Origin of the sequence: Winogradskyella litoriviva (genome assembly GCF_013249065.1) — a bacterium.
GTDB classification, from domain to species: Bacteria; Bacteroidota; Bacteroidia; order Flavobacteriales; family Flavobacteriaceae; genus Winogradskyella; species Winogradskyella litoriviva.
Window position 1 is genome coordinate 219037 of sequence record NZ_JABRWQ010000004.1, and the last position, 25632, is coordinate 244668.

26 protein-coding genes are annotated in these 25632 nt (G+C 31.6%); 20 read left to right on the top strand and 6 right to left on the bottom strand.

Going from position 1 to position 25632, the window contains the following annotated elements; genetic code table 11:
• The first annotated feature begins 22 nt into the window (after window positions 1–22).
• From hisB to truA, 7 genes are all read left to right on the top strand, one after another.
• Entirely contained in the window at window positions 23–1159 is a 1137-nt protein-coding gene (hisB, locus tag HNV10_RS09940) for a bifunctional histidinol-phosphatase/imidazoleglycerol-phosphate dehydratase HisB (RefSeq protein ID WP_173301201.1), read from the top strand.
• A 75-nt stretch (window positions 1160–1234) separates the two neighbouring features.
• Complete coding sequence (gene hisH, locus HNV10_RS09945; RefSeq protein ID WP_173301202.1) at window positions 1235–1885, top strand: imidazole glycerol phosphate synthase subunit HisH; 651 nt, start codon at window positions 1235–1237, stop codon at window positions 1883–1885.
• A gap of 123 nt (window positions 1886–2008) precedes the next feature.
• The gene (gene hisA / locus HNV10_RS09950; protein WP_173301203.1) at window positions 2009–2734 is read left to right on the top strand and encodes a 1-(5-phosphoribosyl)-5-[(5-phosphoribosylamino)methylideneamino]imidazole-4-carboxamide isomerase; all 726 of its coding nucleotides are present in this window, start codon (window positions 2009–2011) and stop codon (window positions 2732–2734) included.
• Between the two features lie 90 nt (window positions 2735–2824).
• Window positions 2825–3580, top strand: a complete 756-nt coding sequence (hisF, locus tag HNV10_RS09955) for an imidazole glycerol phosphate synthase subunit HisF (RefSeq protein ID WP_173301204.1) — start codon at window positions 2825–2827, stop codon at window positions 3578–3580.
• A 106-nt stretch (window positions 3581–3686) separates the two neighbouring features.
• Window positions 3687–4286, top strand: coding sequence for a bifunctional phosphoribosyl-AMP cyclohydrolase/phosphoribosyl-ATP diphosphatase HisIE (gene hisIE / locus HNV10_RS09960; RefSeq protein ID WP_173301205.1), 600 nt, complete (start codon window positions 3687–3689; stop codon window positions 4284–4286).
• A gap of 636 nt (window positions 4287–4922) precedes the next feature.
• The gene (locus HNV10_RS09965; protein WP_173301206.1) at window positions 4923–6578 is read left to right on the top strand and encodes a T9SS type A sorting domain-containing protein; all 1656 of its coding nucleotides are present in this window, start codon (window positions 4923–4925) and stop codon (window positions 6576–6578) included.
• Window positions 6579–6694: 116 nt separating this feature from the next.
• The gene (gene truA / locus HNV10_RS09970; protein WP_173301207.1) at window positions 6695–7480 is read left to right on the top strand and encodes a tRNA pseudouridine(38-40) synthase TruA; all 786 of its coding nucleotides are present in this window, start codon (window positions 6695–6697) and stop codon (window positions 7478–7480) included.
• A gap of 205 nt (window positions 7481–7685) precedes the next feature.
• On the opposite strand, the gene HNV10_RS09975 is transcribed toward truA, so the two are convergent.
• Window positions 7686–7907 (bottom strand): hypothetical protein, encoded by a 222-nt coding sequence (locus HNV10_RS09975; protein WP_173301208.1) that lies wholly within the window; start codon window positions 7905–7907, stop codon window positions 7686–7688.
• Between the two features lie 289 nt (window positions 7908–8196).
• On the opposite strand from HNV10_RS09975, the gene HNV10_RS09980 reads away from it, so the two are divergent.
• The 3 genes from HNV10_RS09980 to HNV10_RS09990 all read left to right on the top strand — a co-directional run bounded on the left by HNV10_RS09980 (window position 8197) and on the right by HNV10_RS09990 (window position 10140).
• Window positions 8197–9099 (top strand): mechanosensitive ion channel family protein, encoded by a 903-nt coding sequence (locus tag HNV10_RS09980; protein ID WP_173301209.1) that lies wholly within the window; start codon window positions 8197–8199, stop codon window positions 9097–9099.
• Between the two features lie 93 nt (window positions 9100–9192).
• The gene (locus HNV10_RS09985) at window positions 9193–9378 is read left to right on the top strand and encodes a hypothetical protein (protein ID WP_173301210.1); all 186 of its coding nucleotides are present in this window, start codon (window positions 9193–9195) and stop codon (window positions 9376–9378) included.
• A gap of 84 nt (window positions 9379–9462) precedes the next feature.
• Window positions 9463–10140: a DUF2461 domain-containing protein gene (locus HNV10_RS09990; RefSeq protein ID WP_173301211.1), complete on the top strand. Its 678-nt coding sequence runs from the start codon at window positions 9463–9465 to the stop codon at window positions 10138–10140.
• A 4-nt stretch (window positions 10141–10144) separates the two neighbouring features.
• Here HNV10_RS09990 and HNV10_RS09995 read toward each other — a convergent pair whose 3' ends face one another.
• Window positions 10145–10558: a glyoxalase gene (locus tag HNV10_RS09995; protein ID WP_173301212.1), complete on the bottom strand. Its 414-nt coding sequence runs from the start codon at window positions 10556–10558 to the stop codon at window positions 10145–10147.
• Window positions 10559–10757: 199 nt separating this feature from the next.
• On the opposite strand from HNV10_RS09995, the gene HNV10_RS10000 reads away from it, so the two are divergent.
• The gene (locus HNV10_RS10000) at window positions 10758–11144 is read left to right on the top strand and encodes an acyl-CoA thioesterase (protein ID WP_173301213.1); all 387 of its coding nucleotides are present in this window, start codon (window positions 10758–10760) and stop codon (window positions 11142–11144) included.
• A gap of 10 nt (window positions 11145–11154) precedes the next feature.
• Here HNV10_RS10000 and HNV10_RS10005 read toward each other — a convergent pair whose 3' ends face one another.
• Entirely contained in the window at window positions 11155–12387 is a 1233-nt protein-coding gene (locus HNV10_RS10005) for a mechanosensitive ion channel family protein (protein ID WP_317166897.1), read from the bottom strand.
• Entirely contained in the window at window positions 12380–12676 is a 297-nt protein-coding gene (locus HNV10_RS10010; RefSeq protein ID WP_173301521.1) for a DUF3817 domain-containing protein, read from the bottom strand. The genes HNV10_RS10005 and HNV10_RS10010 overlap by 8 nt, the downstream gene beginning before the upstream one ends.
• Before the next feature lie 135 nt (window positions 12677–12811).
• Between HNV10_RS10010 and HNV10_RS10015 the strand changes: the two genes are divergently transcribed.
• The 5 genes from HNV10_RS10015 to HNV10_RS10035 all read left to right on the top strand — a co-directional run bounded on the left by HNV10_RS10015 (window position 12812) and on the right by HNV10_RS10035 (window position 17731).
• Window positions 12812–15283: a zinc-dependent metalloprotease gene (locus HNV10_RS10015; RefSeq protein ID WP_173301214.1), complete on the top strand. Its 2472-nt coding sequence runs from the start codon at window positions 12812–12814 to the stop codon at window positions 15281–15283.
• A 1-nt stretch (window position 15284) separates the two neighbouring features.
• Window positions 15285–15761 (top strand): DUF4251 domain-containing protein, encoded by a 477-nt coding sequence (locus tag HNV10_RS10020; RefSeq protein ID WP_173301215.1) that lies wholly within the window; start codon window positions 15285–15287, stop codon window positions 15759–15761.
• Between the two features lie 83 nt (window positions 15762–15844).
• Window positions 15845–16546 (top strand): hypothetical protein, encoded by a 702-nt coding sequence (locus HNV10_RS10025; RefSeq protein WP_173301216.1) that lies wholly within the window; start codon window positions 15845–15847, stop codon window positions 16544–16546.
• A 182-nt stretch (window positions 16547–16728) separates the two neighbouring features.
• Window positions 16729–17187 (top strand): cold-shock protein, encoded by a 459-nt coding sequence (locus HNV10_RS10030; protein ID WP_173301217.1) that lies wholly within the window; start codon window positions 16729–16731, stop codon window positions 17185–17187.
• A gap of 76 nt (window positions 17188–17263) precedes the next feature.
• Window positions 17264–17731: a GyrI-like domain-containing protein gene (locus HNV10_RS10035; RefSeq protein ID WP_173301218.1), complete on the top strand. Its 468-nt coding sequence runs from the start codon at window positions 17264–17266 to the stop codon at window positions 17729–17731.
• A gap of 76 nt (window positions 17732–17807) precedes the next feature.
• Here HNV10_RS10035 and HNV10_RS10040 read toward each other — a convergent pair whose 3' ends face one another.
• Together HNV10_RS10040 and HNV10_RS10045 are read right to left on the bottom strand one after the other, a co-directional pair.
• Window positions 17808–20036, bottom strand: a complete 2229-nt coding sequence (locus HNV10_RS10040; RefSeq protein WP_173301219.1) for a type IA DNA topoisomerase — start codon at window positions 20034–20036, stop codon at window positions 17808–17810.
• Between the two features lie 59 nt (window positions 20037–20095).
• Window positions 20096–20995, bottom strand: a complete 900-nt coding sequence (locus tag HNV10_RS10045) for a peptidoglycan DD-metalloendopeptidase family protein (protein WP_241695494.1) — start codon at window positions 20993–20995, stop codon at window positions 20096–20098.
• 242 nt (window positions 20996–21237) lie between these two features.
• Here HNV10_RS10045 and HNV10_RS10050 point away from each other — a divergent pair, with 242 nt between their 5' ends.
• The 4 genes from HNV10_RS10050 (at window position 21238) to HNV10_RS10065 (ending at window position 25584) form a co-directional block, all read left to right on the top strand.
• Entirely contained in the window at window positions 21238–22791 is a 1554-nt protein-coding gene (locus tag HNV10_RS10050) for a DEAD/DEAH box helicase (protein ID WP_173301221.1), read from the top strand.
• Window positions 22792–22868: 77 nt separating this feature from the next.
• On the top strand, window positions 22869–23318 hold the full coding sequence (locus HNV10_RS10055) for a KTSC domain-containing protein (protein WP_173301222.1): 450 nt from the start codon (window positions 22869–22871) through the stop codon (window positions 23316–23318).
• 28 nt (window positions 23319–23346) lie between these two features.
• Window positions 23347–24897, top strand: a complete 1551-nt coding sequence (locus HNV10_RS10060) for an SDR family NAD(P)-dependent oxidoreductase (RefSeq protein ID WP_173301223.1) — start codon at window positions 23347–23349, stop codon at window positions 24895–24897.
• A gap of 87 nt (window positions 24898–24984) precedes the next feature.
• A complete protein-coding gene (locus HNV10_RS10065) occupies window positions 24985–25584 on the top strand; it encodes a DUF4251 domain-containing protein (RefSeq protein ID WP_262887133.1) in 600 nt (199 codons plus the stop codon).
• Window positions 25585–25632 lie beyond the last annotated feature (48 nt).

The window sequence follows — 25632 nt, forward strand, 5'->3', positions numbered from 1 at the left end:
TCAGGGTTGCACAATAAAAATTATGCAAAAACCAGTATTATTCATAGACAGAGACGGAACACTAATTAAAGAACCAGCAGACGAGCAAATTGATTCGTTTGAGAAATTAGAGTTCTACCCAAAAGTATTTCAATATTTAAGTAAAATCGCTAAAGAATTGAATTTTGAAATCGTGATGATTACCAACCAAGATGGTTTAGGTACAGATGTATATCCTGAAGATACCTTTTGGCCAGTTCATAACTTCGTTTTAAAAACGTTTGAAGCTGAAGGTGTAATTTTTAAAGAACAGTTCATTGATAGAACATTTGCCAAAGACAATGCACCAACTCGAAAACCAAATACAGGTTTGTTAACCAAGTATTTTTCCGAGGATTATGATTTAGCGAATTCCTATGTTATTGGCGACCGTTTAACCGATGTAGAGTTGGCTAAAAACTTAGGTGCTAAAGGGATTTTTATTAATGACAATACCAATTTAGGAACCGATGAAGTTACCGTTAGTAATTCTGAATTAGAAGACTACATCGCTTTAGAAACAAACGATTGGGAAGTCATTTATAAATTCTTGAAAACCACAGAACGTGTTGGTTCTATAGAACGAAACACAAATGAAACTAAAATTAAAATCGACCTAAATTTAGACGGAACCGGAAAAAGTAACATAGATACTGGTATTGCGTTTTTCGACCATATGTTAGACCAAATTTCGCGACATGGACAATTAGATTTAAACATTAAAGTTGACGGCGATTTAGAAGTAGACGAACACCACACAATAGAAGATACAGCAATCGCACTAGGCGAAGTATTTGCAACAACCTTAGGAAACAAGTTAGGAATTGAGCGTTATGGTTTTTCTTTGCCAATGGACGATTGTCTAGCACAGGTGGCAATAGACTTTGGAGGTAGAAATTGGTTAGTTTGGGAAGCCAAATTTAAACGCGAAATGATTGGAAAAATGCCAACCGAAATGTTTTATCATTTCTTTAAATCTTTTACAGATGGCGCAAAATGTAACCTAAATATAAAAGTAGAAGGCGATAACGAACATCATAAAATTGAAGCTATTTTTAAAGCATTTGCAAAAGCGATTAAAATGGCCGTAAAACAAGATGTTGAGAAAATGATTTTACCGAGTACGAAGGGAATGTTGTAGAAAGCCCATCTTAATCTTCCCGAAGGGAAGAAACTGTTGCGGATTTAAAAATTTAAAAATAAGTAGTTTTTTGAGATGAAAAGCGAGAAGCAAAATCAACATAAGAGTAAAAGTTCTTCCCCTCTGGGGAAGCTAGAAGGGGCTTCGTCTTTAGTAATAATAAATTACGGAGCAGGAAACATTAAAAGCATCCAATTCGCCTTTAAGCGATTAGGTGTAGAAGCTGTTTTAAGTAACAATCCAGATGAAATTATTGCTTCAGATAAAGTGATTTTTCCTGGTGTAGGCGAAGCGAGCTCTGCCATGAAAATGCTTAATGAGAGTGGTTTGGACCAACTGATTCCAACGTTAAAACAACCGGTTTTAGGCATTTGTTTAGGAATGCAGTTGATGTGCAATCACACTGAAGAAGGCGATACTAAAGGTTTAGGAATTTTTAATGCTGAAGTGAAACGGTTTTCAAACAAGGTCAAAGTGCCTCAAATGGGTTGGAATACCATTTCAAACTTAAAATCTGATTTATTTAAAGATATTAAGGACAATGAATTTATGTATTTAGTGCATAGTTATTATGCTGAAAATTGTGATGAATCCATTGCTACATCAAATTACGAATTAGAATATGCTTCCGCATTAGAAAATGATAATTTTTATGGCGTTCAGTTTCATCCAGAGAAAAGTGGAAAGGCAGGCGAGCAGATATTACAAAATTTCCTAAATCTTTAATAGAAAGATAGTGCTCTTTAGAGGGTTTTAGAGATGTTTTTTATCCTGCAAGGTTTCAAAAACTTTGTAGGTTTATAATCAAAGTTAATAATTAAAAAGATTCCTGCTTTCGCAGGAAATGTTATGAGAATAATACCAGCAATAGATATCATAGAAGGAAAGTGCGTAAGACTTACAAAAGGGGATTACGACACTAAAAAAATATATAACGAAAATCCGTTAGAAGTTGCCAAATCTTTTGAAGATGCAGGTATTGAGTATCTTCATGTTGTGGATTTAGATGGCGCAAAAGCCAGTCATATTGTAAACTATAAAGTTTTAGAAAGTATTGCCATTAAAACCAACCTTAAAATAGATTTTGGTGGAGGCTTAAAATCTGACGAAGACTTAAAAATCGCATTTAATTCTGGAGCAAATCAAATTACTGGAGGAAGCATAGCAGTGAAGAATCCAGATGTTTTTGAAAATTGGATTTCAAAATTTGGAGCAGAACGCATCATTCTTGGAGCGGATTGTAATAACGAAAAAATCGCGATTAGCGGATGGCAAGAAGAAAGCACTTTAGAAGTGATACCATTTATTAAGGACTATCAAGCTAAAGGTATTCAGTATGTAATTTGTACAGACATTTCAAAGGATGGTATGTTAGAAGGACCAAGTTTTGAGTTGTACGAGAGGATTTTAGACGAAAATCAGAAAATAAAACTAATAGCATCTGGTGGTATTTCAAAATTTGAAGAGTTGCCTCAATTAAAAGAAATGGGCTGCGAAGGAGTAATTATAGGTAAAGCCATTTATGAGAATAGAATTAGTTTAAAAGAATTAGAGGATTTTATAGTTAATGGATAATCAAATTGTTGTCATTCCGCACTTGATGCGGAATCCACTTTGAAGAATTAAATAATTAGATTCCTGCCTTCGCAGGAATGACAGAAAACTATGTTAACAAAAAGAATAGTACCATGTTTAGACATTAAAAACGGAAGAACCGTTAAAGGTGTCAACTTTGTAGATTTAAGAGATGCAGGCGACCCAGTTGTACTGGCAAAGCAATATGCAGATTTAGGCGCAGATGAATTGGTGTTTTTAGATATTGCAGCGACTATAGAAAACCGAAGAACCATGCATGATATGGTTTTAAAAGTAGCAGAACAAGTTAATATTCCGTTTACAGTTGGTGGTGGAATATCATCTTTAGAAGATGTAGATGATTTGTTGCATTGTGGTGCAGATAAGGTGTCTATTAATTCTTCGGCAGTAAAACGACCAGAATTAATTAATGAGTTATCTCAAAAATTTGGAAGTCAATGCGTTGTTGTAGCTATTGATGCCAAACAAGTGGATGGCGAATGGTTAGTGCATTTGGCAGGAGGAACTATTCCAACAGACATTAGTTTATTCGATTGGGCAAAGGAAGTTGAAGAACGAGGCGCAGGCGAAATACTATTTACCTCTATGAATCATGATGGTACAAAAGGCGGCTTTGCAAATGAAGCGTTAGCACATTTATCAGAATTGGTTAATATTCCGATTATTGCTTCAGGAGGCGCAGGAACCATTCAACATTTTGTTGATACCTTTAAAGAAGGTAAAGCAGATGCAGCATTAGCAGCAAGTGTGTTTCATTTTGGCGAAATACCAATATTAGAATTAAAAGAAGAATTAAAACAACAGGGTATTCCTGTGAGATTATAGTTGTCAATCCTGTTTAGACAGGAATACAAAAAATATTAATGAAATAGATCCCTGCCACAGTTTATCTTGAGCGATAGTCGAAAGGCAGGAATGACAAAACAATATTATGAACGTAGATTTCAATAAAAGTCCAGATGGTTTAGTGCCAGCAGTAATTCAAGATGCGGCAACTAACAAAATATTAATGCTAGGTTATATGGATGCTAATGCGTTAAAGAAAACCATTGACACTAAATTAGTGACATTTTTCAGCAGGTCTAAGCAGCGACTTTGGACTAAAGGCGAGGAGAGTGGTAACGTTTTAAATTTAGTAGATATAAAACTAGATTGTGATAGTGATGCTTTATTAGTAAAGGCAAGTCCAGAAGGTCCAACGTGCCATAAAGGAACAGATACGTGTTGGAACGAATCTAATATTCAAACCTATGGTTTTATCTCTGAATTAGAAGAAACAATTGCTTCTCGCATAAAAGCAGGTAATTCTGAAAAATCTTATGTGGCTTCTTTATTTGAAAAAGGAATTAATAAAATTGCTCAAAAAGTAGGAGAGGAGGCTGTTGAAGTTGTTATTGAAGCTAAAGACAGTAACGATGATTTGTTTTTAGAAGAAAGTGCAGATTTATTATTTCATTATTTAATGTTGTTGCAAGCCAAAGGGTTTAAAATGAATGATGTTGTTGACGTATTAAAAAAAAGAAACAAATAATTGTAGCGTTTTAAGTATTACTACAATATTTAGAAGTTTTTCTAGAACAAGTTTTTCTGGTTACAAGAAAATGAAGATTTGATAGTATAAATTAATACAGTGACGAGATTATAATTTTCCAAATTTAATGCTATAGGAAGACTGAACTTATTATGCTATACATAATAATTATTTCTTATTGTATCCTAAAAGCATAAACCTATGTGTAATTAATTACATCTATTAATGATGTTTTAATTTAACTGAAAGTTTAAAGTCTATAATAGTATAATGCTGAATTTTTTTTTCTTATTGTCATAACTATATACTACTTCAAATACTTATTATTGAATCTGTTAAATTCAAATTATTTTAATTATAAAGTAATTTTCTACTACTGATAAGTATTTTACAATCAATTATGTTTAATTAAATATTTTGAAAATTAAACAGAAGGAAATATTTCTTGCCTCAGATACTAAATTGGTGTTTTCAAACAAAATTATTTAATTGCTTTTTATCGATTAAATATGTATTTAATCGATTTTAACGTAATTTAATCGATTTTATTGTTTTTTTTAACGATTAATTTTGCGTTTCAACGAATAAAAATGATGTTTTTATAAATTTGACATATAAATTTAAAACCCTAATCTTATGAAAACTTTAAAATCTACATTTTTATTACTATTTGCGATTTTCGCATTTAATTTTACAAACGCCCAAATTAGCTATACCTATAATGGTATATGGTCTCCTAGTAATCCAGTTGGAGTTTCAACATCTGATGATGAAATTGAAATTGAATCTGGTGTTGCAATCATTGATGCTAACACTACATGTTCAAGTTTAGTTATTAACGAAGGCGCTACTGTCATACTTAATAGCGGTTATACATTGACTGGAGATGTTGAATTATACTCTTCTTCTTATTCTTTTGCTAGTATAATATCTAATGGTACTGTAGTTGGTGATGTAAGTTATTACAGACATGTTGCACAAGTTGCACCTATCGGAACAAATGACTTAATATCATCACCACTTTCTGGTCAACTTTTTCCTGACTTTGCATCTGATAATGTTAATTTACCTGCTTTAGCTGATCTTAGAGCATTTGCTCCTTATAACACTGCTACAGGTTTATATGAGAATTATGACGTAAAGTTAAACCAGTATACTGAAATTGAATCAGGAATAGGTTATAGAACAGCCACTACAGACGATTCTGAGTTAGTTTTTACTGGTGAAATTAGAACAGACGATGTTTTAGATATACTTATTTCAGATGATGCTGCGGGTAGTGGATGGAATCTTATTGGAAATCCTTACCCATCATATATTGATTTTGCTTCATTCTTTGCGGTTAATGAATCTCAATTAGAATCTGGTCTAGCTCATGCTATATATGGCTTTGATGGTGATACGTCGGATGGTTGGGTTATTTGGAATCAAGCGGTTATTGATGCACCAGATGTTCCTGAAATGATTGCTCCAGGTCAAGCATTTTTCGTAAAATCTAAACCAGGTGGAGGACTTATTGATTTTACAACAAGTATGCGTTGTATTGGTTCTTCAGATGACTTTATTGCAGGTAGATCGGAAACAACTTCTCCTCACCATGGACATATTAAATTAAACTTAAGTTCTAATGGTTCTAATTTTGATTCTGATTTTTATTTTAATGACAACGCAACTTGTGGTTTTGACCCAGGATATGACTCAGGTCTTTATGGATCTACACCTCCAGAATTTTCAATTTACTCTAATTTAATAGAAGAGAACTCTGGTTTAGCACTTGCTATTCAAGCAATGAACCCAGAATCAATGGATGATGTTGTAATTCCATTAGGTGTTAATGCAACACAAGGAGAACAAATTACTATTAGTATTATTGAAACAGATATGCCAGAAAATATAAATATCTATTTAGAGGATGCTGTTACAAATTCATCAATGTTATTAAATTCTAATGATTATGTATTTACTCCAACTTCTGATGTTGCTGGTGTTGGTCGTTTTTATTTGAGGTTTACTAATCCAGAAGCATTAAGTATAGATAACTCAAAGTTGAATACAATTAGCATTATTTCTAATAACAGTAACAAAACCATTGAAATTAATGGTCAGCTTGAAAACGATACAAAAGCAGAATTATACGATATTAATGGACGTCTTATCTTAGAAAGTGCATTAAATACAAACAGTACAACTCAAATATTAGATGTAAGATATTTAATACCAGGTGTATATGTTATGGCTTTAAATGGTGATGATACCAATGAACAACGTGTAGAAAAATTGTTAATTAAATAATCTTTAACAACTACACTTAGAAAAACTATCATAGTCTTAAGATTATGATAGTTTTTTTATTTAATAAAAGTAGTCTTTACTTTTGGAATCTTCTTTAAAATAACGTTATTGCTCTTATGTTTGACAAACGTTATTATTACCTTATTAAAATTCAATATTTAGGTTATCGTTTTCATGGTTGGCAAAAGCAACCAGATGTAAAAACGGTTCACTTAATGATAGATCGTACGTTAAAATATATTCTAAAAGATGTTAGATTTAAAACCTTAGGTGCAGGTAGAACTGACGCTATGGTTTCTGCCAATGAAGCTGCTTTAGAATTGTTTATTTATAACAAATCCATTACTGATTTGAACGAATTTTTAGCATTGTTTAATCATAACTTGCCTCAAGATATTAGGGCATTGTCTATTAAAGAAGTTGATAAGGAATTCAATATTATTCAAGATTCTAAACTCAAGGAATATCATTATGTGTTTTCTGAAGGTCAAAAAAATCATCCGTTTTGCGCACCAATATTAACTACAATATTAGAGCCTCTAAATGTTGAAATAATGAAACGAGGTGCTAAGTTGTTTGAGGGTTCTCATAATTTTAAAACCTATTGTTATAGAGCTACAGATAAAGGTGAATATTTTAGAACCATAGAGTCTTCAGAAATTATAGATAATACAGTGTATAAAGCAAATTTCTTTCCTGAGCAATCGTATGTTTATAAAGTTGTTGGCAAGGGTTTTATGCGTAATCAAATACGGCTAATGTTTGGATGCCTAATAAAATTAGGTAGAGGAGAAGTAACTTTAGAATATATTGAAGAAACCCTAAAAAATGAAAGTACAGAAGTCATGGATTACATAGCACCAGCTTCTGGATTAATATTACATTCTCTAGATTTTCAATAAAAAAAAGGTAGAAGAATTATCTAATACCTTTTTAAGTTTTGGTTGGTTAAAATACCTACTTATTTCAAATACAATAAATAAGATTTTCAATAAATATACTATTTTAAATTAAACATCTTAATAAAATTGCGATGTTGAGAATAAATAATAGGACTAATCAATTTTATTAATTGCTATATTTTGAAAATAAAATTATACTGCAAAATTAATCTGCAACATGAAGTTTTGGTTCTTTGTTAACAAATTTTCCGTCTACAGATTCTCCTAATATGATTACTTCTTTAGAGCGCTCGTACATTTTTATAGCACGATGCATCTGTAATTTAGTACCACTGTAAAGTTTTACACCCGATCTTGATCCTTTATTTCTGATTTCAATATAGTAACCGTCCTTTAGTTTTGTTGGTCTTGTTGCTGGTCTACCCATAAATATATTATCTGTTTTTAAAAGTAGTGCATAATAGCAAAAATAATAGCAACTCACAAGTTTATTTAACAACAATTATTCATGAAATATTCACTTTTATTAAACCTTAATTTAAGTTGCTTGGTATTTATTGAGCTAAACCTTATAGCATAAGAGCAAAACGTTTAATAATATGTATGCGATATTTGCTCTATACAAAATGAGTTGATTATTTATTACTATAAAAAGTACATTCTTTTCATTTAAAAAAATATAATCAGCTATAATAATAATCTAAAATTCAATAATTATGAAAGAACAATTCAATATAGCATTCGGCAATCTGGTAGATAAATTAATAGGCTGGTTTAATACTCTAATAGCAAGTATCCCAAATTTAATTTTAGCCATATTAGTAATGGTTTCAACTTATTTCGCTGCAAAATATATTAGTAGATTAGTTGGCAAACTTATAGACAAAAAAGTAGAACAAACATCAATTAAAAATGCCATTAGTAGAGTGAGTGCAGTAGTTGTTGTTGCCCTAGGATTATTTATAGCTTTAGGCGTTTTAAACTTAGGTAAAGCGTTAACATCTTTGCTTGCAGGAGCTGGTGTTGTTGGTTTGGCTATAGGTTTAGCTTTACAGGGAACTTTAGCAAATACATTTGCAGGACTTATATTATCCTTTAGAAAAAAAATACAAATTGGTCATTGGGTAGAAACTACAGGTTATTCTGGTGAAGTAATGGATATTAATTTAAAAGATTTTACCTTAAAAGAAGCTGATAATAATATTGTCATTATTCCGAATAAAACAATTCTAGATAATCCTTTAAAAAACTATTCCTTAACTACACGAATGCGTGTTTTTATTGAATGTGGAGTAGGCTATGAGTCCGATTTAGAAAAAGTAGAACAATTAACAAAAACAGTCATTGCTAATACATTCGACCAAGTAAAAACGGCAGATGATGTAGAGTTTTATTATACGGAATTCGGCGGAAGCTCTATCAACTATTTATGTCGCTTTTGGATTGATGCAGATAGTATGCTCGAAAAGTTAAGAGCAAAAACCAAAGCGATTATTGAGATTAAGAAAGCTTATGACAAAGAAGATATTAATATTCCGTTCCCAATAAGGACGTTACAATTCGATAACAAATTAAATGTTAAAGCTCCAGATTTTAAACAAGCTTATGCAAATAATTAAAATAAGCTATTATCTAAAAGCTCTTAACAACAGAGCAAATAAAAATAAATATCATAGTGGTATTTGAAAAAAAATTAATTTAAAAACAATAATATGAAGAAGTTAAGTTATTTATTTATAGCATTATTTAGTTTGAGTTTAATGACAACAAGTTGTAGAGAACAAAAATCTACTGGTGAAAAAGTTGAAGAAGCTGTTGAAGATACAGGCGACGCAATTGAAGATGCTGCAGATGATGTTTCTGATGAAGTTGAAGATGCCGTTGACGACAATAAATAATACCAAATAGTAAAATTAAAAAGCCATCATTACGATGGCTTTTTATATTTTTATAAAAATAAGACCATATTAGAAATAAAACCTATGAGTAAGTCCATCCCAAAAGAAATATTAACTTTTTTTAAAAAGCTTGAAAAAAATAATAATCGCGATTGGTTTAATGAGCATAAGCCAGAGTTCAAGGCTATTGAAGCTACAGTGAAGGCTTCTTATAATCATTTAGGTGAATTAATGAATACGCATGATCAAATTGAAAAAATAAAGATTTTTAGAATCTATAGAGATGTCCGTTTCTCTAAAAACAAATTACCCTATAAAACACATTTTGGTGGTTCTTTTGCAAGAAAAAAGCCAGAATTAAGAGGTGGTTACTATGTACATATTCAACCCAATAATGAATCTTTTATAGCTACAGGGTTTTGGGATCCAAGTAAAGAAGATATTTTACGAATAAGAAAAGAATTTGAAATGGATGATAGCGAAATGCGCGACATTTTAAACGATAAAACCTTTAAAGTCACTTGGGGAAATTTTACAGGAGACGAACTAAAAACGGCACCAAAAGGATTTGATAAAGAACATCCTGCCATAGACTTAATAAGAAGAAAGCAATTTATCTTTGTAAAGAAGTTTACCGATAAGGAAATTCTTGCAGATAACTTTTTAGACGAAGTTAATAAAGCTTTCAAAAATGTAAGACCATTTTTTGATTATATGAGTGATGTGCTTACAACTAATCTTAATGGCGAATCGCTATTGTAAAATTTTAGATTTCCTGTAATTCTGGCTGGTTAAAAAGTTGGATACTATGTATTAAGCGCTCTTTTATAATACTAGTCATTCGCTTATTTAATGCCGAAGAATTTTTAATGTAAAGTTTATATTCTTCAACTGTAAATTGCCCAATAACCATTCCTTTTAAAGAATTTCTAAATTTTATATCCTTTTGTATGGCATTACCAATATAAATTATCTGCTTATCTAAAGTTAAATGGAAAAATACGTTTTTATGTTTTCTAATATAATTTTTAAACACAGCAATAAACAAATCGTGCTGTAACTTTATAATAGGTCTCAAGGTTGTATTCTGAAAAGCCTCTTCAGCACTAGTGCCTGCATGTACTTTAGCGGATAAAATTTGAGGTCTAATGGAAAGTAGGTTATTTAATCGTGAAGCCATAACATGGTTATAAAGGATTATTTCGGAATTAAAATTAATCAATTAGATAACGCATTAACTTACCGCAATAATATCTTGTTAACGCTGTTATTAACATTGTACATTTTAATATAAAAAAATGCAATAGGTTTTAAGACCTATAATTGTATCATTCTTATACCTTTATGGTTTAATAATTACAACTAAAAACACACAACATATGAGATTTCATACAAGAAAATGGGTAAAACCCGAAGATTTAAATCCAAATGGTTCTTTATTTGGAGGTCAGCTTCTAGCGTGGATAGATGAAGAAGCTGCACTTTACACAATTATTCAATTCGAAAATTCTAAAATAGTAACAAAATATATATCCGAAATTAATTTTATGAGTTCAGCTGTACAAGGTGATATTGTTGAATTAGGAATAGATGTGGTAAAATTTGGAAAATCTTCAGTGACATTAAAATGTGAAGCCAGAAACAAAATGACCAGAGAAACTATTTTAACTGTAGATAATATTGTAATGGTTAATTTAGGAAAAGATGGAAAGCCTGCACCACATGGTAAAACAGAAATAGAATTTGTAAAAGACAGACTTGCTTAAGTTGAGATATTTATTTTCCTAAATCTAATTCGTATATCTCTAAATCAAAATAATTTACGGCTGCTAAAACATGGTCAAAAATATCACCAATAATAAACTCATAGTTTTCCCAGCGTTGATCTTTACTAAAAGCATATATTTCCATAGGTATTCCTTGAGCTGTTGGCTCTAATTGTCTTACCATTAAAGTCATATTTTTATTTATGGCAGAATGATTCTCAATATAAGTTTGTAAATATTTTCTAAACACACCAAAATTAGTAAGATTAATACCATTAATTAAAACGGACTTATCAGCACCATGATTAATGTTATACTTATTTATTTCAACTTCTTTGCGCTCAATATAGTCAGTAACTAATTGAATTTTTTTCAGCTTTTCAATATCTTCTGCATCTAAGAATTTAATAGTAGAAACCTTTATAATCACAGAACGCTTAATACGTCGTCCTCCAGAAGAGAGCATACCTCTCCAGTTTTTAAAAGAATCAGATATTAAGGCATAAGTAGGTATTGTAGTAATGGTTTTATCCCAATTTTGAACTTTTACGGTAGCTAAACTAATTTCAGTTACTTCACCATCTGCACCATATTTTTCAAAAGTAATCCAATCTCCAATGCGCACCATATCATTAATAGAAACTTGTATACTTGCTACAAAACCAAGAATGGTGTCCTTGAAAATTAAAATAATTACAGCAGAAGCTGCACCTAAAGAGGTGGCAAATCCAATAAAAGAAACACCTGTTACAATAGCAATTATTGAGAAAAACCCTAGAAGCCAAGCAAATATCATAAAGACTTGCACGTAACTATCTATAGGTTTATCTCTATACCTAGGCAACGTTTTTAGGTAATCCTTAATAGAGCTTAATAGACTTCTTATAATTTGAAGTGTTAATAAAATTGTAATGACTTTTAGAGATTTTTCAATTACCGTTTTCGCCATTTCAAAATCCGATAAAACCTGCGGCACAAACTCTATTAGAATTAATAACGGAATAATATGGGCAACATTTCGTGGTAGTTTATTGGTGATTAAAATGTTATCAAAATTAGTTTTTGTTCGTTTGGCAACACTCGATGAAAAACGCCAAAGCACACGCTTAGTAATATAATCTACTATAAAGGCAATTACAATTAGAGCGATAAGAAGACCAAGCATGTTAAGATACTTGGCTGTATTTTCAGACAAACCTTTGTCTATTAAAAAATTGTATAAAAGGTGTTTTATATTAAGCACGACTAGATTTTGTTAAGTATTTTTTATCAATATAAAATGTGCCAAAGGGTAAAACGGAAGCAATTAAAACAATCCAAAGCGTACGTGTTGTCCATTTCATTTCAGAACTAATTAAAACAGCAATAACTACATATATCATAAATAAAATACCATGTGGCATTCCTAATAATTTAACGTATTGCGGATCGTCATAAAACCATTTTAAAGGGGAAGCTATAAACAATAATAACAGGTATGAAACACCTTCTAATACAGCTACAATTCTAAAAAAGGGTAATAGTTTTAACATCATTCTAATTTTGGTGCAAAAGTACTGTAGAATTAAGGAATAAGTATAGACTTTAACAGCTTTTAAGATTTTTTTTGAAACTATAATTCTTTAAGTATCTTTAACCAGATATTTCAATAAAATTCCAACCAATCCATGAAAAAAATCCTAACCCTCACATTGTGCGTATTCATTGTGCTTTCTTGTTCAACAGCACAATCGGCAAGTAAGAAAAAGAGTAATTCTAAATCTACTGAAGTTGCTGCTGTAACTCCAAAAAAGAAAAAAGGAAAGATAAAGGATTATAGTCAAGTAATTACCAAAGAAGCAATTACAGATAAAGGTTTGTTTGATGTGCATATGGTAGGTGAGAAGTACTATTTTGAAATTCCGATGGCGCATCTAAATACAGATATGCTTTTGGTAAGTCGTTTTGCTAAATTACCTTCAAATTTAGGTGGTGGATATGTAAATGCAGGTACTAAAACAAATACCAGATTAATTAATTGGGAACGTTTTAAAGATAAAATTTTAATTAAAGAGAAATCGTCGAGCGCAGTAGCTTCAGATAGTTTACCTATTAATGTTTCTGTAAAAGCTAATAATTATGAGCCTACGTTATATGCTTTTGATATTACTGCATTTTCAAAAGATTCATCTTCAGTTGTTATTGATGTAAGTAGTTTTTATGGTTCAGATGTGAAGTCAATTAGTGGAATGTCTTCAAGATTACGTTCAGCTTACAAGGTGAAGAATTTAGATAAGTCTAGGAGTTTTATAAACTCTGTTAAAAGTTTTCCTGAGAATATAGAAGTGATTCAAGATTTTACATATAATGCGGCAAAGCCTCCTATTAACACAGGTGATGAAACGATAAGTGTACAAATGAATCAATCAATGATTTTGTTACCAAAAGTACCAATGCAACCAAGACTTTTTGATGAACGTGTAGGTTGGTTTACCTTAAGTAAATACGATTATAGTAGTGAAGAATTAAAAGCAGACAGAAAAACATACCTAAGACGTTGGAAGCTTATTCCTAAAGACATTGAAGCATATAATAGAGGTGAATTAGTTGAGCCAATTAAGCCAATTGTCTATTATTTAGATCCTGCAACACCAATGAAATTTAGGTCGTATATGAAAGCTGGAATTGAGCTTTGGCAAAAAGCTTTTGAAGCAGCCGGATTTAAAAACGCGATTATAGCTAAAGATCCACCAACCAAAGAAGAGGATCCAGATTTTAGTCCAGAAGATATAAGATATTCTGTTGTGAGATATGTTGCTAGTACTACCAGAAATGCAATAGGACCTAGTGTTACGGATCCTAGAAGCGGTGAAATTATTGAAAGTGATATTATTTGGTACCATAACCATTTACGCTCTTACAGAAACAGATATTTATTAGAAACAGGAGCAGCAAACCCTTTAGCAAGAACTTTAAATACACCAGATGAAGAAATTGGTGAGATGATGAAAATGGTAATAGCTCATGAGGTTGGTCATACAATCGGACTTCCTCATAACATGAGTGCAAGTTATGCTTACGATGTAGAAAGTTATCGAGATGGCGATTTTACACAGAAAAATGGTATTGCAACGACTATTATGGATTATGCTCGTTACAATTATATAGCGCAACCAGGTGATCAAAACATTAGGTTTGTGAGACAATTAGGGCCATACGATGATTATGCTATTAATTACGGTTACAGATATATTGATACGGTAAATTCTGCAGATGAAGAGAAAGCAATATTAAATAGCTGGATTCTTGAAAAAGCAGGAAATCCTATTTATAAATTCGGAAAACAAAGCAGTCGTTTTGATCCTACAGCACAAACAGAAGATATTGGAAACAACAGTATTAAAGCAAGTACTTACGGACTTAAAAACTTAAAAATAGTAGCAAAGAATTTACCTAATTGGACTAGTGACCAAACCGATAACTACGAAGATTTAGAAGAACTTTACGGAGAACTGTTAAGTGTTTGGAGTCGTTACGTTGGTCATGTAGTAACACATGTTGGAGGTGTTGTGGAAGATACTAAAAACCCATCACAAGGAGGTGTGGTTTATAGCCCAGTTTCTAAAGCTTATCAGAAATCTGCGATAGATTGGTTACATAAAAATGCCTTTGAAACACCAACGTTTTTAATAGACAAGTCTATTCTGCAAAATATAAATTATGCTGGATATACCGATAAGATAAGACGTTACCAAGCCAGACATTTAAATAATTTACTGAATTTTGAGCGTTTAGGAAGATTAATAGATCATAGTGCATTAGATGCAAAAAGTTATTCAGCATTAGACATGTTAAGAGATTTACGTAAAGGAATTTGGGCAGAAGCAAATACAGGTAAAAATGTTTCAGTTTTTAGACGTAACTTGCAACGTGTTTATTTAGATGCAATGTTCAATTTAATGACAGAAGATTTAGACCCTAACAGAAGTCGTCAATATTTTAATGTTAACCAATCTGATGTTAGAGCATTGGTTAGAGGTGAGTTAAATGTAGTTAAGCGTATGCTTACTTCAGCATCTAGAACAGAGATAAATACAGAAACACAATACCATTATAGAGATGGTATAGAACGAATTAATACAATTTTAGACCCAAAATAACATGAAAAAATTAATCCTATTAGCTTTCATTTTTAGTCTTTCAGCTTCCACTTATGTTAGCGCGCAAACCAAGCAATCGCAAAAAGAAGTCTTTGCTTCAATCTACCAAAATTCAAAATCTATAGTAAAATCGGAATCATTTGTCTTTGTAGGTAACATGGTTTTAGAAGATAGAACGCGTGAGAAATTAAGTGATGATTCTAATCAATTAGTTATTTCTGATTCTAAAATGTCTGGAGAACTAGTTTCAATTAAATCTAAAAATAAAACAATTAATGTTTCTGGTGATATTAGCGATTACAACGTTAATTTTAATGACGACAAACAAGAGATTTCTATCAACTTTAGTGTAAAGTCAGCAAGCAAAACGGTATCAGTTAATATTGAAGTTAAACCAAACGGAAATGCTTTTTTAACAGCATCTTCTGGTAATGATACTTCAATTTATTGGACAGGAAAAATAAAAAACAAGGACTAAATAACGTCTCAATTTAGATTTTAAACGTAAATAAGGTGTTATATAATTTTATAACACCCAATCGTTTAACCTAAATCTAAATTATGAACCTACTTAAATCAATGCTATTTTTAGCATTTTTCAGCATTTCCTTATTTTCATTTTCACAAAAAGCAACCAATCAAGATTCGCAATTCGCTCTTGGTTTTTTTAGTGGATATAATAGAGGACTAGGATTTAACCTTAATTTTACTGCTCTAAAGCCTATAGAATCTTTACCATTACATTTTCGGTTTGGTATAGGGTATACCAGTTTAAATCCTGGAAATTCAGCAGATGCAAGGCGTATATTTATCAATAATGCCACAAATGGTGTGCCTGAAGAAAAAGGGAAATCTTTTGATTACAGATTAGATTTTATGTGGAAGCATGACATACTTAACCTTGAAGAATCTTACATCGTATTTGGGCCACGTTACTCAAGTTTTACTGCAAATTTTAATTACATTGGTGGTAATGAGGATTTTGATGTTACTTCTAAACAATTTGGATTAGGAATAGGAGCAGAAACTCAGTTTAAAATTTCAGAAAAATTTAATCTAGCTGCAGCAATTGGTTTAGATTATTTTTTCAACAATACCTTAAAAGGGCATGACTCATCTTACAGTCCTGATGATGATAATGTAAATCCGAGGGATGATAATCAAAACAACAATACTCAATTCACCTATAGCGATGCAAATAAGGCCATAAAACAGCCAAGTCTTATGCCTAGAGTACTTTTAGGAGTTGTTTATAAGCTTTAAACTAAAATATTTGGCATATATTTTGTATATTCGCAATCGGTTTATTGAAGATATACTACACAAGTAACGTTATCCTTAAAGTTATTTTACTAGAATTTAATACTATTCATTGTTAAGTTAATTAACGTGTTTGCATTACAATATTTTCAAAAGCACACATAATTTAATTTTTAAAACTACGAATGGCTAAATCACAACAGACTTTTAGTAAAAGTGAAAAAGAAAAAAAACGATTAAAAAAACGAGAAGACAAGCGCAAGAAAATGGAAGCGCGTAAACTTCAAAAAGAAGAAAATGGAACAGGTGGAATTCCTATGGCTTATGTTGACCATAACGGAAACTTAACAGATACACCTCCAGATCCTTCAATGAAAGTAAAGGTTAAAGCAGAAAACATAGTTATTGGAATTCCTCAAAAAGATGATTCTGATGTTGAAGAGTTTGACCCAATTAGAAAAGGAAAGGTTTCTTTTTATGATAGTTCTAAAGGTTTTGGCTTTATTATAGATACAGAAACTAACGAGAAGCATTTTACGCATGTTAGCGGAATTATTGACGAGATTGCTGAAAATGACAAAGTTACTTTTGAGCTTGAAAAAGGACAAAGAGGTATGAATGCTGTTAAAGTAAAACAAGCATAAAGATTGTCAAATAATATATAAATAATAATTGGCCATTATCTTATAGATAGTGGCTTTTTTAATACCATAGACTGATTTGAAGGTAAAAATAGAATCTGTTTTAGAAAAAAAACTAATAGGAATAAAAAGCACCATGAATCATGGTGAATATAAAAATATTGTAGCCCTATGGCAACAATTTATGCCTCGCAAAAAAGAAATTTTATCTAAATTAAATGAGGAGTTATTCGCAATTCAGGTATATGACAACTTTAACGCAATAGAAAAACCATTTGAAATTTGGGCATGTGTTGAAGTTTCAAATTTTGATAGCATACCTGAAGGAATGACATCTTTTATAATTCCTAAAAGTGAATATGCTATTTTTCTTCATAAAGGGATGGATGCTTCTGCAACTTATCAAAAAATAATGACGGAATGGCTACCAGCATCTGGTTATGAGATTGATAATAGACCACATTTTCAAGTCATGGGTGCAAAGTACAAAAACGCCAGTGAGGATTCGGAAGAGGATTTTTATGTACCTGTTTTAACTAAAAAGTAATATGGTTTTCTCTATAAAAAGTTTTAGGTTTTTGTCTACTAAAATTAACCGGTGAGAAACGTTGGCTGCTTTAATACTAGAAATTAACTCTAAAATCACAGCCTGTTTTATAATTACTACAACCAAAAGCAGTTTTACCTTTTAATATATTTCCTGTTTTACATTTAGGGCAAGTATCTCCTGCTTTTATATGCTCTTTTTTTGTAGTCTGTTTTGGCTCGAATTTTAGTTTGTAATTATCGTCAAATCGTATTAAACCTTCAGAGGTTTGTCCATCAATTTTAAAGCCCTTTAAATTTACGGTAGAGCCTTTAGATAGCAAACGAATATATTGTTTTTCAGAAATTTTCTTTTCACCAAAACTAAATGGCAAGGTAAAATCACAAGATTTTCCATACAAATTACAACCGTAAGCCGATTTTCCTTTTAAAAGCTGACCTGTTTTACATTTTGGACAAGCACTACCTACTAAGGCTTCAGTTTTAGTTTTAGATTTTACTTTTCCTGTTGGTTTGTTGTTTACAGCAGATATTCTAGTTTGTACGTTTTCACTTCTTACTTCGTAAACTAAGGCATCTACCATACGCTTCATACCTCTAATAAAAGCACTAGCACTAAATTCTCCTTTTTCAATATCTTTTAATTGCTTCTCCCAAGAACCTGTTAGCTCTGCAGATTTTAATAATTCGTTTTGAATTGTATCAATTAATTGAATACCTGTAACCGTTGGTAAAATTTGTTTTTTGTTTCGTTTAATATATTTACGTCTAAACAATGTTTCAATAATATTAGCCCTCGTTGATGGACGACCAATACCATTTTCTTTCATTAAATCTCTGAGTTCATCATCTTCAACCTGTTTACCTGCAGTTTCCATGGCACGTAGGAGAGAGGCTTCTGTAAATTGATTTGGTGGTTTGGTTTGTTTCTCTAGGAACGAAGGTTCATGAGGTCCTTTTTCGCCTTTTACAAAAGTGGGTAACAATTTGTCTTTTGACGTATTAGTTGTTGTTGAAGTATCTTGTTTCTCAAAAACCACACGCCAACCTTTAGATAATATTTCTTTTCCTGTAGTTTTAAAATTTACATCAGCAGCTTTTCCTATAACTGTGGTGTTAGAGACTTTACAATCATCATAGAAAACAGCAATAAAACGTTTTACAATAATATCATATACTTGTTGCTCGTTGTATTGTAGGTGGGTTTGCATTCCGGTTGGAATAATAGCATGGTGATCCGTTACCTTTTTATCGTTAAATACACGAGTAGATTTCTTAATTTTTTTGTTTAATACTGGTTCTATAAGCGACGAGTAATCAGTAAGTTTAGATAAAATACCTTTTACTTTAGGATAAACATCATTTGGTAAAAAAGTAGTATCTACTCTAGGATAGGTAACTGCCTTTTTTTCGTATAACTTTTGTGCTATTTTTAATGTGTCGTCTGCTGAAAATCCAAATTTTGTATTACAATACACTTGCAAACCTGTTAAGTCAAATAACTTAGGCGCATATTCGGTTCCTTTCTTTTTGGTGATTGATACAATTTCAAATTCGTGTTCTTTTACTTTATTGGCCAAAACTTCACCATCTTCCATTTTAAGAAAACGACCTTCCTCATAACTAAAAAGTGTATCTCTATAAAGTGTCTGTAATTCCCAATAAGGTTGTGGCACAAAGTTTTCAATTTCTTTAAAGCGATTAACCAACATCGCTAAAGTAGGTGTTTGTACACGTCCAACAGAAAGGACTTGTTTGTAACCACCATGTTTTACCGTATACAGTCGTGTTGCATTGATGCCTAAAAGCCAATCTCCAATGGAGCGCGAAAAGCCTGCATAATATAAGTTATCATACTTTTCAGAGGGCTTTAAGTTTTTAAATCCTTCTTTTATAGCTTCTGTGGTTAAAGATGAAATCCATAAACGCTGAACTTTTCCTTTATATTTCGCTTCACTAATTACCCAACGTTGTATCAATTCTCCTTCTTGCCCAGCATCACCACAGTTTATAACCACTTCGGCTTTATCAAATAAACTCTTTACAATTTTAAATTGCTTCTTTATGCCGTCATTATTAGAAACCTTAACTTGAAATTTTTCAGGAAGCATTGGTAAGTTGTTTAAATCCCAGCTTTTCCAATAGGGTTTGTAATCTGCGGGTTCAAATAAAGTACATAGATGCCCAAACGTATAGGTAACTGCATAACCGTTGCCTTCATAGTAACCATCACGCTTTGTGGTAGCTCCTAAAACAGAGGCAATTTCTCTGGCAACACTTGGTTTTTCGGCAATACAGACTTTCAATTAGAGTAAATTTTAATGACTGCGAAAATACAGAAAATAATAGATGAAGTTGTTATTTTTTAAAGTTCTAAAACTAATTTTTGACCAATTTTTAAAGGTGAGGTTGGCTTAATTGCATTAGTTTTACAAAGTCTATATACAGACATATGATTACGTCTCGAAATGCCATAAAGTGTATCACCTTTTTTTACCACATAAAATCTAGGCTGATGAGTTAAACTCAACAAAGCAGCTTCATCTGCGGATTTAATAACTTTTACATTACTCATTCGTTTTGAACTATGGAACCTGGCATGTGTCCATTTCTGAGTTACCCAAACGTGCTGAGATCTAATCTCATTTTTTGGTGAAAAATCAAATAAATATTCCGGATGAATAGGTTGACCTTTATAACTTAATTCTAAATGCAAATGGCTTCCTCTTGAGTTTCCTGTATTACCACCTTTTCCTAAATATTCTCCTTTTCTAATGGTGTCATTGGCCTTTACACTTATATGAGATAAATGAGCATAAGTAGATTCTAATCCGTTGTAATGCCTTATAACCACAACGTTTCCAAATCCATTAGAATACTTTGCAATTCTTACAATTCCATCTAGTATAGAAACTACAGAATCACCAGTTACTAAATCAATATCAATGCCATTATGTGGTCGACCTCTGCGCCAACCATAACGGGATGTTACTATTTTTTTATGAGGAACAGGAGAGGCATAAGTACTATCCGTAAATTTTAATTCTAACGGAAATTGTAGAGCGGTTTCTAAATAAGGATTATGATTTGTATTATCCCAATAATCTCCTTTTATATCTATAACAGGCTCTTTAGCTATTGGCTTAGCTATTATTGGTATTTCAACGGCATTGATAATAAGCCCTTGGTTAAGTTTATGAGATTGCAATTCAATTTTAATAGACGTTGGAATAGAATCTTTCTGAGCAAAACAGAAAGCACTCATAAAGCATAATAAATTGCAAAAAAAGATGTTCTTCATAGAGGGATTTATAGTCTAACAAACTTTAAAAACGTAAATATAAAATAAATATTATTGTTGTTTAAATTTTAGGATTTGTTAACTTTTAAAGTGAATAATAGGTAAGGCTAGAGTTCGTTTGCTTTTGTATATAATGGCTTCACGTTTTTTTTGTGAAGGAAAGTGTTGTAAATTTGCATCTTCAAAAATAATCCGAAACAAAATTTATGTCTCAAACAAATCAAGCTGTTCAAGAAAAAAAGACCGATAAAGAATTATACGATTACCAACAAGGTGCAATAAGTCAGATATTCGAAAAGTTTGATAACGAACGTGAAGATTATCACTTACTTTATCAGTTACCAACAGGTGGAGGAAAAACGGTTATCTTCTCAGAAATGGTGCGTCAATACCTTAAAAATCATAAAAAGAAGGTATTAATAATGACACATAGAGTAGAGCTTTGTAACCAAACCTCTAAGATGTTAGATGGTTTTGGTGTAACAAATAAAGTAGTAAATAGTAAGGCTAATTTAGATGACCAAGATCAATACTCTTGTTTTGTTGCTATGGTAGAAACATTAAATAACAGGCTAAATGACGATATGTTAGATATATCTGATGTTGGTTTGGTAATTATTGATGAAGCGCACTACAATTCTTTTACAAAGCTATTTAAGTTTTTTGAAAAATCCTTTATTCTTGGTGTAACTGCAACTCCTTTAAGTTCTAATAAAGAACTCCCAATGAAGGATAACTACGATGAACTTATTACAGGTGAAACCATAGAAAATCTTATAGAAAATGAGTTTTTAGCAAGAGCAGAAACTTATGCTTATGATATGGGATTAACATCATTAGAAGTCGGTTCTAATGGTGACTATACCGTAAAATCATCTGAAGACTTATATTCGAGTCCTGCAATGTTGCAAAAACTAATAGATGCATACAAAAGACATTCCTTAGGAAAGAAGACATTGATTTTTAATAACGGTATTAACACGTCTATAAATGTGTATTACGCTTTTAAAGAAGCGGATTTACCAATTATGCACTTAGATAACACAGCAACTAAAAAACAACGTAAACAGATATTAAAATGGTTTCATGAAACTCCAGATGCTATTTTAACTTCGGTAAGTATTTTAACAACTGGTTTTGATGAGCCAACCATTGATACTATAATTTTAAATAGAGCAACAAAATCATTAACACTTTACTACCAAATGATTGGTCGTGGTTCTCGTATTCTAAATAATAAAACAAAATTTACTACCATAGATTTAGGTAATAATCTATATAGATTTGGTCCTTGGGGAGCAGATTTAGACTGGCAACTTATTTTTAAATCACCAAATTGGTACGCAGATCGTATAAAAGATGATGAAACCATTGAGGCCAATTTTAAGCACGATTTATCCGAAGAAATAAAGGAAGAATTTTCTAAATCTGAAGATACTTATTTCGATATAAAACAAACCTATAAAGATGCTGTTGCCAAAGGCGAATCATCTAAAGTGGTCTTAGAACGATCTATAGAACAACATGCTAAAATTTGTATAGAAAATAGTGAAGATGTATATGATGCCTTAGCTTTAGCCAAATTGTTAAAAGAAGATATTAATCAACGTATAGAGGTCTACGCCAAGTGTATTAGTAGAAGTACATATAATTTCTTAAAATGGTTGAAGGACGATTATCAGAAAAAACTAAACGCTTATCTAAGATCTAATTTTGATGAAAAGTTTGAAGAAATTCATGGTTTTCCACCAGAAGATTAAGCTTTTGTATATAAAATATTAAATTAATTTGGTGTTATATTTTAGTGTATTTTCGCGCCTCAAAATAAAACACTTACATGAAACGTATTAACCAATACAAAAAGTTATTTTCAGTAGAGGATGCTATAGATTTAAAAACTTTAAAAAAATCCTACAGAAACCTCGTAAAAGAATGGCATCCAGATAAATTTCAAGATGGTGATGTTGGACAAGAGGTAGCAGAAAAAAAGAGTGTAGAAATAATAGATGGATATCATTTTTTGGTAAGTATAGCTCCTGAAACAAAGGTTGCTAACCTTAAAGAGTATACAGAAACAATATCCAATTCTAGTATATTAGATTTTCAGCATAAAGGGCAATTGTTAGAAATTACCTTTTTAGATGGAACAACGTATGAATATTTTGGTGTTTCTAAAGCCGTGTTTATAAAGTTTTTAAACTCTGATAAACAAATGCGTTTTGCTAGACGAAGTATTTTTAATTCCTATCTATATAGAAAATCTAAAAAAGACTTACAGGAAGCATAACAATAAATAGTTAAAGTTCTAAAGCGTTATGAGCGACAAAAATTCAAATCAACCTGAAGATATCTCTATCGATGAGATAGAAAAGTGCATTTCTACATTAGAACGTTTGGTTAAGGATACCGATCAGATTTTCGAAATCCCTAAATCGTTAAGAACCGCTTTAATTAAGGCTTCTGGTCAATTATCTCGTCCAAGTAGAGAAGAATTTTCACGTCGTAAAAAAGATGCTAAAAAAGCAGCAAAACGTAAACAAGCAGCAAGAGATCGAAGCGCAAGGAAAGAAACAGGCATTAGATCGGCAAGAGAAGCACATATCTTTGTTGCACCTAAATTGTTACCAGAAGCAGATTTAAAAGCCAAAGAACAGTTAGAACTAGAATCACCTAGAAATTGTTATGTATGTAAAACTGTCTATAACAAATTACATCATTTTTATGATACAATGTGCGAAGAATGTGGTGATTTTAACTACGCAAAACGTTTTCAAACTGCTGATGTTAAAGGGCAAGTAGCTGTAATTACGGGTTCTCGATTAAAAATTGGGTATCACATTACTTTAATGCTATTGCGTGCTGGTGCTACAGTAATTGCTACAACGCGTTTTCCTGTAGATTCTGCATTGCGTTTTTCTAAAGAAGAAGACTTTACAGAATGGGGACACAGACTAAAAATCCATGGTTTAGATTTAAGGCATATTCCTAGTGTAGAAATCTTCTGTAACTTTATAGAGCAACGTTATGAGAAGTTAGATATTCTTATTAATAATGCTGCGCAAACGGTGAGACGTCCTGCCGGATTTTATAGTCATTTAATGCCAAATGAGGAACGACCAATTGAGGAACTTCCAAAATTTGCTCGCGACTTACTAAACGACCATACCGAATGTTTACAAGAATTAAAAGAATTAACACCAGGTGCATCTTCTAATAAAAATATGCCTGTAACTTGGCATGGACCAGAACCAGGAATCGGTTTACGTTCATCTGCTAAACTATCTCAAATACCATATAGTTTTGATAATACTTTAGTAGCACAAGAGGTGTTTCCGGAAGGTAAATTAGATGCCGACTTGCAACAAGTAGATTTAAGAAAAACTAACAGCTGGCGCTTAAAATTAGGAGAGATTGAAACCACTGAAATGATAGAAGTGCAATTGGTTAATTCCGTAGCACCTTTTGTTTTGTGCAATAGGTTATCTGAAGTAATGAAGAAAGAAAACACTGGTAAAAAGCACATTATCAATGTTTCAGCTATGGAAGGAAAGTTTCACACTTTTTTTAAAGAAGATCGCCATCCACATACCAATATGGCTAAAGCGGCTTTAAATATGTTAACACATACCTCTGCTGGCAGTTTGGCTAAAGATGGTATTTATATGAATGCTGTAGACACAGGTTGGGTTACCGACGAAGATCCTGCAGAACTCGCAAAACGAAAACAAGAGTTGCACGATTTTCAACCACCTTTAGATATTGTAGACGGTGCAGCCAGAGTAATGGACCCATTATTTGATGGCATTAATACCGGAAAACATTGGTCTGGTAAATTCCTTAAAGATTATCGTCCTATTAGTTGGTAATTGATAACGACTTTAATTCATTTTTATACTTTAAAATACTGTTAATGATATTGTTAATTTAATATTTTGGTAGTATCTTAGATTATTATGTTGAAGAGACTTATATATAAACGTTTTAATCTAATTTTCTTATTAACTATCTTAACTGTGTTATATAGTTGTAAAGCTAATGAGGTTGCGACAAACAATAAGCATACTTCTGACCTTAACAAATTACAAATGTTAATAGATAAAGATGCTTATTATATTGATATAGAAGCCGTATATCCTATGAATACAGCTGCTACACAGCAAGTAGCTAATGCGTTGTTCTTATCAAGAACAGGCAATAGTGCTAGTAGAATTGATGTTGCAGGAGATGGTCATTTTATACATATAAAGTCCGATTCAGTAAAAGGAAATTTATCCTTTTTTGGAGAAAGACGATTAAGTGGAGGTCATTATGGTAGTACAAATGGCGGCATTGTGTTCGATGGTTTGTCTAAAAATTACGAAAAGACAATTAACAAAAAGAAAAGAAAGCTAGAGATTAAATTTACAACTAATCAAAAGGATGAAATTTCAGAAACGTATGAAATTAAAATAGAAATATTTCCTAATAATAATGTTAATGTAAATATAGCTTCTACGTTTAAAAGCTTTATTAATTATACCGGAACGCTAAGAGATGACAACATATCTCTATAACCCTTTTTAGTGTTCTTATTAACGATCTTAAAAATCATTCATATTTTA